The organism is uncultured Eudoraea sp. (genome assembly GCF_947258525.1).
Lineage (GTDB): Bacteria > Bacteroidota > Bacteroidia > Flavobacteriales > Flavobacteriaceae > Eudoraea.
Genome location: NZ_CAMYIP010000018.1, coordinates 26672 through 41576, shown reverse-complemented (window position 1 = coordinate 41576; position 14905 = coordinate 26672). Strand labels below are relative to the sequence as shown.

13 protein-coding genes are annotated in these 14905 nt (G+C 35.9%); 3 read left to right on the top strand and 10 right to left on the bottom strand.

The window, feature by feature from the left end; genetic code table 11:
- Positions 1 to 7 precede the first annotated feature (7 nt).
- Complete coding sequence (locus Q0X89_RS01525) at positions 8 to 436, top strand: DUF5606 domain-containing protein (RefSeq protein ID WP_297690849.1); 429 nt, start codon at positions 8 to 10, stop codon at positions 434 to 436.
- Between the two features lie 14 nt (positions 437 to 450).
- Here the strand turns inward: Q0X89_RS01525 and Q0X89_RS01520 are convergent, their stop codons facing one another.
- Genes Q0X89_RS01520 through Q0X89_RS01500 form a run of 5 tightly spaced genes read right to left on the bottom strand, consistent with a single transcriptional unit; the run spans position 451 to position 5419 of the window.
- Positions 451 to 2067: a family 20 glycosylhydrolase gene (locus tag Q0X89_RS01520; protein WP_297690848.1), complete on the bottom strand. Its 1617-nt coding sequence runs from the start codon at positions 2065 to 2067 to the stop codon at positions 451 to 453.
- Positions 2068 to 2078: 11 nt separating this feature from the next.
- Positions 2079 to 2726, bottom strand: coding sequence for a GDSL-type esterase/lipase family protein (locus Q0X89_RS01515; protein WP_297690847.1), 648 nt, complete (start codon positions 2724 to 2726; stop codon positions 2079 to 2081).
- Positions 2727 to 2750: 24 nt separating this feature from the next.
- Complete coding sequence (locus Q0X89_RS01510) at positions 2751 to 3251, bottom strand: hypothetical protein (RefSeq protein ID WP_297690846.1); 501 nt, start codon at positions 3249 to 3251, stop codon at positions 2751 to 2753.
- A 22-nt stretch (positions 3252 to 3273) separates the two neighbouring features.
- Positions 3274 to 4149 (bottom strand): alpha/beta hydrolase, encoded by an 876-nt coding sequence (locus tag Q0X89_RS01505; protein ID WP_297690845.1) that lies wholly within the window; start codon positions 4147 to 4149, stop codon positions 3274 to 3276.
- 31 nt (positions 4150 to 4180) lie between these two features.
- Entirely contained in the window at positions 4181 to 5419 is a 1239-nt protein-coding gene (locus Q0X89_RS01500) for a serine hydrolase (protein WP_297690844.1), read from the bottom strand.
- Between the two features lie 170 nt (positions 5420 to 5589).
- On the opposite strand from Q0X89_RS01500, the gene Q0X89_RS01495 reads away from it, so the two are divergent.
- A complete protein-coding gene (locus Q0X89_RS01495; protein ID WP_297690843.1) occupies positions 5590 to 7800 on the top strand; it encodes a DUF5916 domain-containing protein in 2211 nt (736 codons plus the stop codon).
- A 140-nt stretch (positions 7801 to 7940) separates the two neighbouring features.
- Positions 7941 to 8522 (top strand): DUF1080 domain-containing protein, encoded by a 582-nt coding sequence (locus Q0X89_RS01490; RefSeq protein WP_297690842.1) that lies wholly within the window; start codon positions 7941 to 7943, stop codon positions 8520 to 8522.
- Positions 8523 to 8632: 110 nt separating this feature from the next.
- On the opposite strand, the gene Q0X89_RS01485 is transcribed toward Q0X89_RS01490, so the two are convergent.
- The 5 genes from Q0X89_RS01485 to Q0X89_RS01465 form a co-directional block, all read right to left on the bottom strand.
- Positions 8633 to 10639 carry a DUF349 domain-containing protein gene (locus Q0X89_RS01485; protein ID WP_297690841.1) on the bottom strand — a complete coding sequence of 669 codons (2007 nt, stop codon included), beginning with the start codon at positions 10637 to 10639 and terminating at the stop codon, positions 8633 to 8635.
- Positions 10640 to 10790: 151 nt separating this feature from the next.
- On the bottom strand, positions 10791 to 11543 hold the full coding sequence (locus Q0X89_RS01480; protein WP_297690840.1) for a shikimate dehydrogenase: 753 nt from the start codon (positions 11541 to 11543) through the stop codon (positions 10791 to 10793).
- Complete coding sequence (locus Q0X89_RS01475) at positions 11521 to 12537, bottom strand: DUF368 domain-containing protein (RefSeq protein WP_297690839.1); 1017 nt, start codon at positions 12535 to 12537, stop codon at positions 11521 to 11523. The genes Q0X89_RS01480 and Q0X89_RS01475 overlap by 23 nt, the downstream gene beginning before the upstream one ends.
- A gap of 5 nt (positions 12538 to 12542) precedes the next feature.
- Complete coding sequence (locus Q0X89_RS01470) at positions 12543 to 13466, bottom strand: DUF368 domain-containing protein (RefSeq protein ID WP_297690838.1); 924 nt, start codon at positions 13464 to 13466, stop codon at positions 12543 to 12545.
- Positions 13467 to 13496: 30 nt separating this feature from the next.
- The gene (locus tag Q0X89_RS01465) at positions 13497 to 14897 is read right to left on the bottom strand and encodes a hypothetical protein (protein WP_297690837.1); all 1401 of its coding nucleotides are present in this window, start codon (positions 14895 to 14897) and stop codon (positions 13497 to 13499) included.
- Between the last annotated feature and the right edge of the window lie 8 nt (positions 14898 to 14905).

Below are 14905 nucleotides of genomic sequence, written 5' to 3'. Positions count from 1 at the left end.
AATATTTATGAGTTTAGATAAGATACTATCAATAGGGGGAAGGCCGGGTCTTTACAAATTGCTTACCCAAACCAGAACCGGACTTGTCGCCGAGTCTCTTCTGGATAATAAAAAAGTTACTGTGGGTATGAGTAGTAATGTAAGCGTACTTTCTGAAATCGCTATTTATACTTTAGAGGAAGAACTTCCGCTAAGAGCGGTATTTGAAAAAATTCAAGTCAAGGAAAAGGGTGGCAAAACCTCTGTAAAGCACAAAGATGACAAATTAAGTCTTGAAGAATATTTTTTTGAAGTACTTCCAAATTATGATGAAGATAAGGTCTATGTAAGTGATATAAAGAAAGTTATACAGTGGTATAATATTTTACATGATCATGGAATAACAGATTTCGCTGAACCTGAAGAAGAATCCGGTACAGCAGATGAAAAGGAGTAAATACCCTAAATAGACTAGTCTTTCTCGATCGTCTTATATGTAAATTTACTTTTCTTCCAATCGATTAGTTTGGAAGGATAATACTTTACATTCATTCGGTCTAAATAAGGTGCCTGGTTTGCGAGTCGCACCTTAAAGTCATCCCAGTTTCGGTTTTCTTCAGTGCTCCAACTCAATTCAGAATATCCAATAATCCTTGGAAATGCAAGATATTCCAATTCATTAATATTGCTAATTGTTTCGGACCAGAGGGGTGCTTCAACACCTAAAATACTTTCTCTCGGAATACCTGCGTAACCCTCCGGAGTCCAGACATAAGCCGTATCTACCGGGATATAGGCAGCCCAATGTAGACCATATTCAGAAAGAGTGTCATATTGCATATCTAAATAAGCCTTTGTGGCAGGAGAAAGAATTACTTTCATTCCTTTTTTAACAGCTTCTTCAGCATTTTCCTGGCTGGCCCAAAACTGAGCAATGGAAGTACTATCAAGATCGGCGGTCGCCACTTCGTCCCAGCCTATCATTCGCTTACCATATTTCTGTACAATCTTTTCAACTTTATTGACAAAGTAGATATAATCATTCTTTTTAGTAACATGGCTTTCATCCCCACCAATATGGATATATGGGCCAGGTGTAATCTCCGAAATCTCGCGTATTACATCATCAACAAAAGAATAAACGGTATCCTTTCTGGTATCAAAGGTGCTAAACCCAACAGCTGTACCCTCATACAATTCTGGCGTTTTTCCATTGCCATTTAGAATAGGATAAGAAACCGAAGCCGCATTAGTATGTCCTGGCATATCAATTTCAGGAATTATCATCATGTATCTTTCTTGTGCATAAGCCACAATATCTTTGTAATCTTCCTGCGTAAAAAAACCGCCGGCTTCTCCACCAACTTCTGTGCTACCACCAACTTCAGTTAACTTAGGCCATGATTTGATTTCTATCCGCCAGCCCTGGTCATCTGTAAGATGGAGGTGCAATACATTAATCTTGTAGTATGCAAGAACATCAATATATTTTTTAATATCATCAACACTGAAGAAATGACGTGCAACATCTATCATGGAACCTCGGTACTCAAAACCAGGTTTATCTATGATTTTTCCCGTGGGAATAGGCCATAATGGCATTTCTGTAAGTGTATCATTACTGGTTTCGGGTATAAGCTGTCTAAGTGTCTGTATTCCTCGAAATGCGCCTTCAGATGTTTTTGCATTAACTATTATTGAATCTTTGGAAATATATAATTGGTATGCTTCCGGGCCCTCAATTTCGTCACTATCAGATTGGTTTATAAAGATCATTCTGTTTACCTTCCCGGCATCTGCCGCATTTACTGCCAGCCTTAAATTTGTTTTTGATTTTATTTTATCTGCAAGAAATGAACCTACCTCCTCAAAACTTTTATCGGATTGAGATGTATAAATCGCCGTTGTGTGATCCAATCCAAACGCATTATTAGTAGGAATAATTTTAAGTGGTTTTGGGATTAAATTTTCTGAACTCAGATCTGTTGGAGGAAAATTTATTTCTTTCATTTTATTCTCCTGGCATGCAAAAAAGGAAATCATTAAAAGAAGTAAAACGAACGATTTAAAGAGAGTTGATTTTATCATTATTCTAATTTTTATTGAATATAATTACTTATTATTTGATCCCATAATTCATAACCTTTCGAATTTAGGTGCAGACCATCCTCAATGAAAATATCTTGCCTTAATTTCTTTTTATCGAGCATGATATTCCAAATATTGGCGTAGTCCAGGTACGGCTCTTTTTTACATAATCGATTAAACCTGCGATTAATGCTTTTGTATTTTCTTTTTAGATGCCAGCGTGCCAAACTAGGCTTAGCCGAAATAATTACAATCAGGGTTTCGGGCTTTGCATCTTTAATTTTTGATATAATTTCTTTAAATACGGAAATAACTTCCTTAGGTCTTTTATTATCATTTATATCATTATCACCCTCATATATAAATACTTTCCCTGGATTATATTGCAGTATCAATTCATTTGTATATGCCAGTAAATCAGAGGCCTGAGAGCCGCCAAAACCTGAATTTACTATTTGGTGTTTAGGAAAAGATTCATGAAGATCTTTCCATAATCTAATGCTAGAGCTACCTGTAAAGACAATGGTCTCTTTAGAATTGTCCCACAACGTATCATATTTTTTTTGAATTTCCAAAATTTCTTCCTGAAAACGAGAAGCGTCCTGTCCTGCAGCAGTAATGCTCAGCAGTATAAAGAAAAGGATTAGGAAAAGTTGCATATTGTAAAAAAAAGCAAGATACTTTTAATTAGGGGAAAGTTCAACAATTTTCGAATAATAGAAAGTAGCTCTTTCTTCAGAAAAATGGTCCAGTACAAATACATAAACTGATAAAAGCATTAATGCAATTCCAATTGCCCTAATATTAGGGGCATTTGACAACAGCATACACAGCATGCCCAGGATCATAATAGTAAAAAATAATTTTTGTGTAATCGGATACCATTTTATAAACGCCGCTGTTCGCTTTTTCTCACTTTTTATGAACTGTTGTGGATTTTCCTTAAACTGAATTTCATATCTGGGCATACGTTTTTGGTTTGTATTCACGAGATAGATTCCCGCACCAATAGCAAGCAGGGCAATTGTCAGTAATGGTATGAACATTGCCCTTGCGCCTGGTGTACTTGCCCATTTAAAATAGGCCATGCTTATTAACAAGATACACACTCCAAATATTAGACTCATTTTGCCCTCAAAAATTTCACCTTTACACCAGTTAAGTGTATGACTAATGATATCCATTTCCTAAATATTTTAGTTGCAATTATTCCGAAATTTTAGTGTCGATAATTCCCTCTGCTAAAGCCCAATCGTAGAATCTTGAAATCCAGGTATCCGAGGGTAAGCCTTGTTTTCTCATCCCAAAGCCATGTCCTCCTTTAGAGTACATATGTAGGGCGATATTCTTTTCTGCTTTATGATAAGAAGAATAAAGTTCAATACTACCACTTGCTAAACCCAATGGGTCATCTGTTGAACAGATAATAAGCATTGGCGGTGCATCGCTGCGACATTCCTTTACTGGCATAGCCGAAGTCCATGGGTATACAGGTATGAGAAAATCCGGACGGCTATCCTGAGAATAGTTATAACCTACGCCCATTGTTACTGCTCCACCTGCTGAAAATCCCATAAAACCAATCTTTTGAGGATTTATACCCAGGGATTCTGCATTCTTTCTTACAAAGCTAACCGCAGCCATACCATCCTGTACGGACAAAGGCAAAACCGGAGCTACATTTTCCATAATTTTATCCCCAATTTGCATTACTTCCTGTACACCGTCCTCTCCTGTAGGTACCAGCCTGTACTTTAATACAAAGGCGGTTATTCCTTTTTCGTTAAGCCATTTGGCAACATCATTACCTTCGCTATTAATGCTTAATGCATAAAGGGCTCCACCAGGAGCAATTATTACAGATGTACCATTTGATTTAGTGGCATCAGGTTTGAAAACTTGCATAGTTGGAATGGATACATTGGTTACAACTTGTGTCTGCCAGATCTCTGAAAAATATTCCTTTTCATCTCCAATCCATTTAATTTGTCCGTCTTCATTGTAGGGCAACTCAATAATTTCTTGAGAAAAGGCAACTCCAATATGTAAAAAACAAAACAGTACTATGAGCAAATTTTTCATAAATCTATTATTTAATGTTATAGAACTTAGCTTAGTTTTTATCTACCAGGGCCTGATAAACAAATTGCGGAAATTTTCTGCCATAGTAGTTACTATATGGCTGTACCTGGGTCATTAAGATGGCTATTAAATCTTCTGTTGGATCTATAAAAAAGTAAGTGCTATAGGCACCACTCCAGTAAAAAGCTCCTTTGGAACCAAGCGCTTTACTATTAGCCACATCTGTGGTTACTCCAAAACCAAGACCGAACCCTTGTCCATAATATAAGTCTCCTACCTGGTTCATGGTCATTATTTCTATTGTCTTGGGGCTTAATAATTGTTTGCCATTAGCCTTTCCACCGTTGAGCATCATCAGACAAAATTTCATGTAGTCATCTGCGGTAGAAAAAAGTCCGTGAGTTCCCCCATATACCATATTTCCCTCAATAGGGAGTTGTTCTTCAGAATTTACTAATATTCCTTCTTCGTTAATATTATGAACAGGAACCCATCGGTACTGGTCATCAATAGGAATATTATATCCTGTATCGTTCATTTTCAGAGGGTCAAAAATTCTAATTTGCAGAAATTCGGCCGTAGTCATTCCGGAAAAGTGTTCAATTAGCAGGGACAGAACATCAGGGGAAGCGCTATAATGCCATTGCTCTCCAGGATGTCCTATTAGGGGTAAACTTATGAGAGTGTTAACCCTGCTTTCAATAGAGCTTTGTGGCTCAAAATAAATAGCCTGTGCAATTTCATTATCCAAAGTTGTACCCTCAATACCATGAGTAAATCCTGCTGTGTGTGTAAGCAATTGATGAATAGTTATTTCCGATTTTGCAGGTTCAGTATCGCCATCTAATCCTCTATTTACATCAAGGGCCACCTTAAAATCTTTAAACTGAGGCAAATATTTGGAAACAGGGTCTGAGAGGAAAAAATGTCCTTCCTCATATAACATTAAAAAGGCGGCAGAGATTATCGGTTTGGTCATAGACATAATATGAAATATATTGTCTTGTTGCATGGGTTCTTTCGCTTCCAAACTGCTATATCCATAAGCCTGTTTGTGCACTGGCTGCCCATTCCGATATATATAGGAAACAGCGCCTGGTATTCGTCCTTCCTCTATTTCAGTATTTAAGAATTTTGAATATCTATCAAGGCGTATTTCTGAGAATCCTGAGATAACTTCATCGGAGACTGTTGAACTCTGAGCGTTAGTAATTACAAATGAAAATAAAAGAAGCAGTAAAGGAAACCGAGAATAAAGTAGTTTTTTCATGATCAATATTATATACTCTTTAAATATAGATATTTTAAGTTGGTTTGCTTTGGAATTACTGCGTTTATATGCTTTAATAGAAACTTCTGAAGAACAAATTTTTCTTAACAACAGGGACCTTTTAATTACTAAAATATAGTACTTTTAAGTTACCAGCTAACCACCGACTCATGTGGGCAAGATACATTTTATTCATTGTCATATATATTTTTTGCAATACAACATTCCTACATTGCCAGGTTACCGAGTCTACATATGATACTAAAGATCGTCCCAAAACCAGAGCTATTCCAATTAATGTGAATCCAATTATAGATGGTGAGGTAATGGATGATGAGATATGGAAACAAATACCTCCCTTTGGCGACTTTTATCAAGTTCAACCCAATTTTGGAAAGCCCGCATCTGAGAAAACGGAGATTCGAATAGCGTATACCGCAGAAACATTCTTCCTATCTGTAATTTGTTATGATTCGCAACCTGATAAGCTGGTAGTCTCCGATCCGAGAAGAGATGCAAATTTGGATAATACGGATGCTTTTATTTTTGTTTTAGACACCTATAAAGATGGACAGAATGGTTTTGTATTCGGAACAAATTCCCTCGGAATTGAATATGACGCCCAGGTAGATAATGAAGGACAGGGCAATCGAAATGTAAATAGGCAACAGTCAGGAACTATTGGTGGTTTTAACCTTAATTGGGATGCCTCTTTTACGGTAAAGGCACAAGTTAAAGAATATGGCTGGAGTGCAGAATTTGCCATTCCTTTGAGAACAATTCGGTTTCAGGCCGGGAAAGACTGGGGAATAAACTTTCGAAGAAATATTCGCAAGACAAATGAAATTGTCTATTGGGCACAGATGCCAATCGGATTTACATTGTACAGACTTTCAATGGCAGGGACGCTAACCGGATTGGAATTAAGGAGTCCGGGAAATCTTAAATTAATACCCTATGTTTTAGGCAGGTTAGATAACGACTATGCTTCCGGCGAGCTAGAATCTGAAGTTACACCCGAAGTAGGTGGAGATATAAAATACAGTATTACCCCAAGCCTCACACTTGATCTTACTTATAATACAGATTTTGCCCAGGTTGAGGTGGATGATCAGCAGGTAAACCTGGATAGGTTTAATCTATTTTTTCCGGAAAAACGACCATTCTTTTTAGAAAATGCCGGGTTATTCACGGTTGGAAGCCCGGGTGAGGTGGACTTGTTTTTTAGTCGGCGAATAGGGATTGGAGACGATGGAAGTATTGTTCCAATTATAGGTGGGGCAAGACTTTCGGGTAAATTAAACAGAACCAATGTTGGTTTGCTTACTATGTTTACTGATGCAGTTAACGAGGAAGGAATAGAAAAAAATAATTTTAGTGTTGCCAGGGTTAACCATGAATTTAAAGGAAGAACGGCTTTAGGTGGAATTTTTGTTAATCGTTCAGGTCTGGAATCCAAAGATGACTACAACCGAACCTATTCTTTAGATGGAAAACTGGGACTAGGCAAAAAAGCAAGATTATCGGGTTTTTATGCTCAGACTTCAGGGTCATATGACACCATCAATGAACACGCTTTTAAACTCCAGGCAGACTATAATTGGGATAATTGGGAAATGAGAGCCGCTTATACAGAAGTGGGGCAGGGGTTTAATCCGGAAGTAGGGTTTCTTTTGCGTTCAGCATTCCGAAAACCGGAGGGCCTAGTGCTCTATCATCTGAGGCCTAAAAATGAAAATTCAAAAATCTTAGAATATAGACCACATGTTTCTTATAGGGGATATTGGAATTTTAATGGATTTCAGGAAACCGGATTTTTGCATATGGATAATCACTGGGAGTTTAAAAGCGGCACTGAAATACATACAGGTATTAACCTTACCACAGAGGGTCTTCTAGAACCCTTTGAGATTTCTGAAGGGGTTATTGTGGAGCCTGGAACTTATAAACATGCGGAAGGGCAGCTGATATTTTTTACAAATGCTTCCAAACCAGTTTCTGTAAATATAAGGTCTGTATTTGGAGGTTCTTTTGGTGGTACGCGATACCTAAATACCGCTACTCTACAATTTAGAGCTGGTGAAAAATTTAATGCAGGTCTTTCTTATCAGTATAACAAATTTGAACTTCCCGGAGGAGATTTTACGGCAAATGTTTTTCAATCAAGAATAACTTATGCCTTTAAATCAAATGTATTGCTACAGGGACTTGTACAAAATAATACAGTAAACAGACTTTGGGCATTTAATTTTAGGTTTGGCTGGTTGCAACGAGCAAACACAGGTTTATTTGTAGTGTATAATTATAATATACAGGACAATGATCCATTAAATAATAGTTTAATTATTAAATATACCCGGATGTTTGATTTGGTGAAATAGGTTATCTTTTATTGGGAATTATTATATTTTTTAAGTGAGAATTGTTTAAAGGATACCATTTTCGATACTAAGATTAAACCTGTATGATTTGAAGATTAATTCCAATATTTTATAATTTTGTCAACTTAATACTATTGACTATGATTAAAAAGTTTACAAGTTTAGGTTTGTTTTGTTTATTCCTGATGTTTAATTCTTGCGGCTCAGGGGAGAGTTCCGAAAAAGCAATTTTCCAGGAAGATTCTAAAGAATGGTTTCAGGAAGGAAGGGCTGGCTGGAAATTTGATGACGATCAGTTCATTGGAACTTCTTTAGGTGGATCGGGATTTGTAATGACAAATAAGAAATATCAAAATTTTACTCTATCCCTCGAATTTTATCCGGATGCCGGTATTAATTCCGGAGTATTTGTGAGATGTAAAAATAAAGATATCTCAAACACAGATTGTTACGAGATGAATATTTGGGATTACCACCCGGACCAGGAATCAAGAACAGGATCTATAGTTACCAGAGCAAAACCTTTGGCAAATGTTGAAACTATAGGAAGGTGGAATAGCTATAAAATAAGCTGCGAAGGCAATCATTTTCGAACGTGGATAAACGGGAAACTAACAGCAGATATTTACGACGATGATTTATCTGAAGGTTATATAGGGCTCCAGGCTGCCGGACCTGGTAGAATTAAATTTAGAAATATAAAAATAAAGGAGCTTCTTTAAGGAGTAGTTTATCCAATAAGCAGGATAATGCATTTCATTTAATTAATTTTCTATCAATTTTTTGCTAATAATTAAGTCAATTAACGAACTAGATGTTTTGTATAAATTTCCTAGTCGTCTTCTGAACTGTCGGTTTCTTCTTCTGTTTGAATTTCTTCTTTGTTAAGATTGTGTTGCAAAATGTTCAGATTTTTCAACTTTGCTTTCCATGTAACCAAAGTTTCTTTATGACGATCTATGTTCTTTACAACATCTTTAACCAGAGGATTGTCACCGGAAGTGTCTGAGAAGAATTGTAAATTATTTTCTAATTGGCGAATTTCGCTTAAGCTTTCATCTATCTTTCTGCGGATAAAAGTTCGCTCATTGAGCAAAGCCCTATCATTATCGGCATTAGCAAGTTTTTTAAGCTTGTCTCCATATTTCATAAGCTCCGATTCTTGCTTGCTAACCCCAAGTTTTTTAAGTATGGCATCAAGAATAGTATTAAACTTAACATTTATATTCTTTTTGTTAAATGGAACCCGGCCGTAGTTTTTCCATTCATCAATAAAGGATTTCAGGGTAGCCAAGTCTTTCTCTTTATCACCGCTTATTTGAAATGCTTTTAGTTTTTCCAGGCAGGCTAGTTTCTTATCAAAATTGGCAGATTCTTCAGTGTGAGCTTTATTTTTTAAGGCGTGTAATCTGTCAAAATAATGATTACATGCATTTTTAAAATCATTCCATATCTTATCAGAATACTTTCGGGGAACATGCCCAATTGCTTTCCATTCTCTTTGTATTCTTTTCAGTTCGGAAGTCGTTGTATCCCACTCTTCACTATCTTTTAAAGATTCTGCTATACGAAGTAGCTCTCTTTTCTTATCAAGATTTTCCTGCTGATCTTTTTTAAGTTTTTTGTAGTAGGCGTTTTTATTTCTGTTAAATACTCTGACGGCTTCTTTAAATTCCGCCCAGGTTTGTTCATTTACATTTTGAGGTACTTTCCCTGCCTTAAAGAAAGCATCTCGCTGCGCCTCTAAGTCTCTTATTTGCTTTTGAAGGTCTTTATGATTGCTGGCAACATGCGCACCTATTTCAACAATCTTTTGAATAATACTTTTTTTCTTTTCTAAGTTTTGCTCATATACCTTGTCAAGATCCTTAAAATAATCCTGCCTCCTTTGGTGCATTGCTTTGGTAGCATTACTAAAGCGTTTCCAAATTTCTTCCCTATGTTCCCTGTCAACAGGCCCTATATCTTCTTTCCAAACCTTATGTAGCGTTTGTAATTCCCTAAATGCTTTATTGAGGTCCTCTTCCTCCAGCAAGGCTTCTGCAGATTCAACTAGTTTCAACTTCTCCTCCAAATTATGTTTAAAATCCAGATCCCGTAGTTCCCTGTTAAGGTGTAAAAAGTCATAAAAAATTTCAACATGATGATGGTATGTCCTCCATACATCATTGTATTTATTCCTTGGAATTGGTCCTGCATTTCGCCATCTTTCCAGAATGTCTTTGAAATTTTTATAAGTGGTATTTATATCTTCTTCAACATTGACGAGCCCTTTAAGTTCCTCAATAATTTCCAGTCTTTTTGCAAGGTTTTCGTTTAGATTCTGTTCAAGATTCTTGTAGTATGCATTTCTTTTTTCCCGATATTCAGAATATACCTCATTGAATTGCCGTTTGGTTACAGAATTATATCTGAAGTCAATTTCATTGCCACCTTTACTTATGAAATCTTCCTTTTTAAGTTCTAAAAAATCTTGAAATTTTAAGTCAAATTCATGTTTTATGCCGTCGACATGTTTTTTAATGGCCTGTACTTTCTCATTTCTAACCAACTTTTGCAATTCTCCAACCAAATTCTCCATAGACATGGAATGGTAGTCCAGCATGGGTATATGGTGCCTCCGATTATTGTCCTTATCTTCTGCATCTTCTGCGTTAGATTCATTTATTTCTTCATGAATGTCCTCTTCAACCTTTTCCGACTTATCGCCTGCAACTAATTCCTGAGATTTTTTTTCTACTTCAGTGCTTTTCTCTGATTCCTGTTTAGATTCAGTAGTTTCTGAATTATTTTCTCCCTCTACAGACTCCTGTAGTTTATGATCATTATTTTCCAACATTTTATTTAATGTTTCTGCGGATTTGTTAGCATCTTCATTGTAAGATACTGCTAGTATGTATAACAACAAAGGTAATCAAACTAGTTTGATGCATCAATACTTGCCATAATTGTTCTGAGAATACCTTTTTTAAAAATTCCGGTAAGGAATGCTAGGAGTTCCAAATTTGCCAGGCTTTTTCAGCTTGCAACTCCAGCATTTCTGCCCCATTACAAATAATCGCGCCTTTATCTTCTCCCGATAATAAAAATGCGGTTTTTTCAGGGTTATAGATAAGATCAAAAAGTAAATGGTTTGAAGTCAGAAATTCGTAGGGAATACCTGGTTTGGCTGAAGTATCAGGGAAAGTGCCCAGGGGAGTACAATTAATGAGTACAGTATGGGTGCTAATGATCTTATTATTTAATTCTGAATAACCAATCTGATCTCCAATTGGATTACGTGAAACATATTTAAATGAAATACCTAATTCATTTAATACAAATGCAACAGCTTTAGAAGCCCCTCCAGTACCAAGGATTAATGCTTTTTTATGCGACTTTTTTAACAAGGGTTCGATAGATTTTTTAAAACCGTAAACATCGGTGTTATATCCTTTTAGACCTTCCTTGGTAAATTTAATGGTGTTGACAGCTCCGATACGCTTCGCTCTTCTATCTAAACTATCCAAATAGGGAATTATCTCTTCTTTATATGGGATAGTGACATTTAGACCTTTAAGTGCCTTATTCCTTTTTATTAGAGAAGGAAATTCTTCTAAACTGGGTATGTCAAAATTTTCATAGCTATAGCCTTGCAGATTCAAAGAAGCGAACTTGTTGTTAAAATAAGTTTTGGAGAAAGAGTAAGATATGTTCTTTCCTATTAACCCAAAACTAGCTTTATCTTTTTCTGTTTTTGCCATACCTTTCTAATCCAATTAACAATGCAACCCCTAGCAAAACAAATAAGATTGCCAACCAGGTTTCACCTTCACTAAAATCTGGAAAATATCTTTCATAATTCATGATTACCTCATCACCATTTGAATCAATAGTAATGTTTCCGGCTTCATCCCTTACATAAATTGGGCTTTTCCAAGGCCAAACCACGCCTAGCGAACCGGTAATAAATCCTATTATAACAGCAGAGGTAATATATTTGAAGTGCTTCAGTACATATCCAAGCAAATGGGATAGTGTAACAAGCCCAGTGGCGGATCCAGCTGTGAATACAGCAAGAATTTTCAAAGTTCTCAGGCGCATCTGGTTTTCCACGAAACTGAAATCTCCTTTTATTATTTCAGCCATAGTATCGTACAGGGAATTCACAGAATCAACCAATAGCAAAACGTAATTACCCAAAAGTATAAGAATAAATGATCCTGATAAACCTGGAAGAGTCATTCCAGAAACACTTATAATTCCACAAAGAAAGATAAAGTATAAATTATCATTTTCCTTGGCCGGACTTAAAAAACTGATTGAAATTCCAACAATAAGGCCAAAAAGACCAGAGGTTATAGTTCCTCTATTCCAATGTTTGAAATCACTTGCAATGAAATATATGGAACCTATTATCATTCCAAAAAAAGTAGCCCAAACTAATAATTCCTGACGTTCCAGGAAGTAGTCCAGTAATTTTGAGACACTAAAATAGCTCACTAGCATTCCAAAAATGAGCAACGATAAAAATTGGCCGTTTACATACTGATAAAAACTTTTGAATCTTCCATTAAATAGTAATTTAACGGCTTTTATATTAATCTTTTGGAGTGAATAAATAAATTCTACATAGAAGCCGGCAACAAATGCAACAATACCACCGGAGACACCAGGTACTTTGTTGGCGGCACCCATTCCCAATCCTTTTATGATCAGGAATAATTTATCAAGAACGGTTCTTGGCTTCCTCGGCATTCTAATTATTTTTTACTTGTTGCTGCTAGTCTTTCAAGTATAAAAATAACGCAAAATCCAAGTAATGCTAAAAGAATGGCAAAGAGTAATTGATTATCCCCCTCAAAATTAAATGGGGAAATATTTTCTTCATTAATAGGAATAACTTTCTTACCAAAAATTTTTGTTTCCAAAACTCTTTTCCAGGGCCATATTTTATTCAGAGAGCCTAAAATAAATCCTGTTAAAAGTGCCAGTGTACTATTCTTATAATTTTGGAACATCCATTTTAATAGCCGGGCAAAGCTTAAAAGACCAAATACTGCTCCAAAACCTACCGTTGCAATAGTATATAATTCTCTCTCATGCACAGCATCCAAAATAGTCTTATAGGAACCGAGAAGTACCAGGATAAACGCTCCGGAAATCCCTGGTAAGATCATTGCACATACTGCAAGAGCTCCTGAAAGGAATAGGTAAAGCAAACTGTGAGTATTTTCTGAAGGAGGGAGAGTTGTAATATAATAGGCTATAGAAGTTCCCAAAACAAATGCGGTAACGATACCCAAATTCCAGCGTTCAATATCCCTTGCAATAAAAAATATACTGGCAAATACCAATCCAAAAAAGAAAGACCACAGTAAAATGGGTTGGTTAACTAATAACCAACTAATCATTTTTGCCAATGAAAAAACACTTAAGAAAATTCCTGAAAAAAGTGCAAGTAAAAAATTCCCATTAATGGCTCTCCAAAAACTCTTAAATCCCTCTTCTCTTAAGACTTTATACTTGGAAAAACTTATACCGTTTATGGAAGTTATTAGTTCCTCATAAATCCCTGAAATAAAGGCTATAGTGCCACCAGAAACACCAGGAACTACGTCTGCAGCTCCCATTGCGACCCCTTTCAGAGAAATAGTGATATAACTTAATAAATTGCGATTACTCATTAAAAAAATAAAAAAACAAAAATAGTCCTTTTATTCGGAAGCCTTTTTAATATTGCTAATTATGTTTTGAGTCCAGATGGAGTTGAAATATTGCGGGAACGCATTCTCAAAAATTGTGAGTTTAGAAATGTCCAATTTCAATGCATTAGTAAATCTGAATCTTGCCTGTTCAGAATCACTTAACATAAGATACAGACCGGCCATTCTATATTCTATTTCAGCCTCTTCAGGGTAAAACTGCAGACCCTGAATCAAAATTTGTATAGCTGAATCAATATCACTATTAGTTTTAACGACCTCTGCCCAGTTCAACCAGGTATCTAACTCATAATTTCCAAGATCCACAGCTTGTTTATATGAATAATCCGCTTCGTCTAAATTTTGAAGGACATAATGAATTTTAGCGGATTTTTTCCAATATAAAGCATTTTCACCATCAATATTAATCGCCTTATTTACATAATATAGGGCTCTTTCGTAATTTTTCTTACGAATATAAAAATCGGTTATTGCCAACCAGCCCTTGTCCAGCAACGGGTCCTCATGTACAGTCTGGTAGAAATAGAATTTTGCCAGTTCGTCGTTATCAAGCTTTTCATGACATTTACCAATTCTTAAGTAAGCATGTGAGGTAGGATCTTCAATTTTTATTGTTGTTTCATAATTTTCAATTGCCTCGTTGTGTTTTCCCATTTTTTCAAGAACCTTGCCTTTCTCAAAATAGGCACCTATAAAGGAATCGTCCGCAATTATTGCAAAGTCGAATGCTGCTAAAGCCTCGGGTAACATTTCTTTAGTGTAATACTGTTTTCCCAGTTGATGCCAAGCCACCTGGCAATATGGATTTCGCTCCAGAAAATCATTCAAAAAAGTAATAGCACCTTCATAGTCCTCCATAAATTCAAAACAGTAGACTACATTATAAAGTGAGGAATAATCCTGTTCATCAAAGGATACACATTTTATAAAATTGACTTTAGCCTTTTCAAAATTATCCATAAACAGGTATTCCATACCCAATAATGAATAAATATCAAAACTATCATTAGACAGGCCTAAAGCTTTTTCCAACATATCTACAGCTGCCTCGTGATTGTCTTGTTTTGAGTAGATATTTGCGCGCTGAATATATATCTCTTCATTAGTGCTATCCATCAATTGAAGTTCATCCAAAAGCTTTTCAGCAACTTCCAGATTATTTTCAAATACAAGGACTTCTATGTCCAAAAGCCTTAGATTCATTGCTCCCGGATGTTGTTTGAGTCCAATTTTAATGGCTTTCTTAGCTAAAGAAATTTTGCCATTGTTTAAATAGTGGTGAATTATGTCTTCAAAATCTTCCGCGTCAAAAAAGTATATGTCATCCGTCTTCAACATGGATTCAAACTTCGCGATTGGTTGATTTTGACTTTCGTTATGATCTAACGCCATAGGAACGT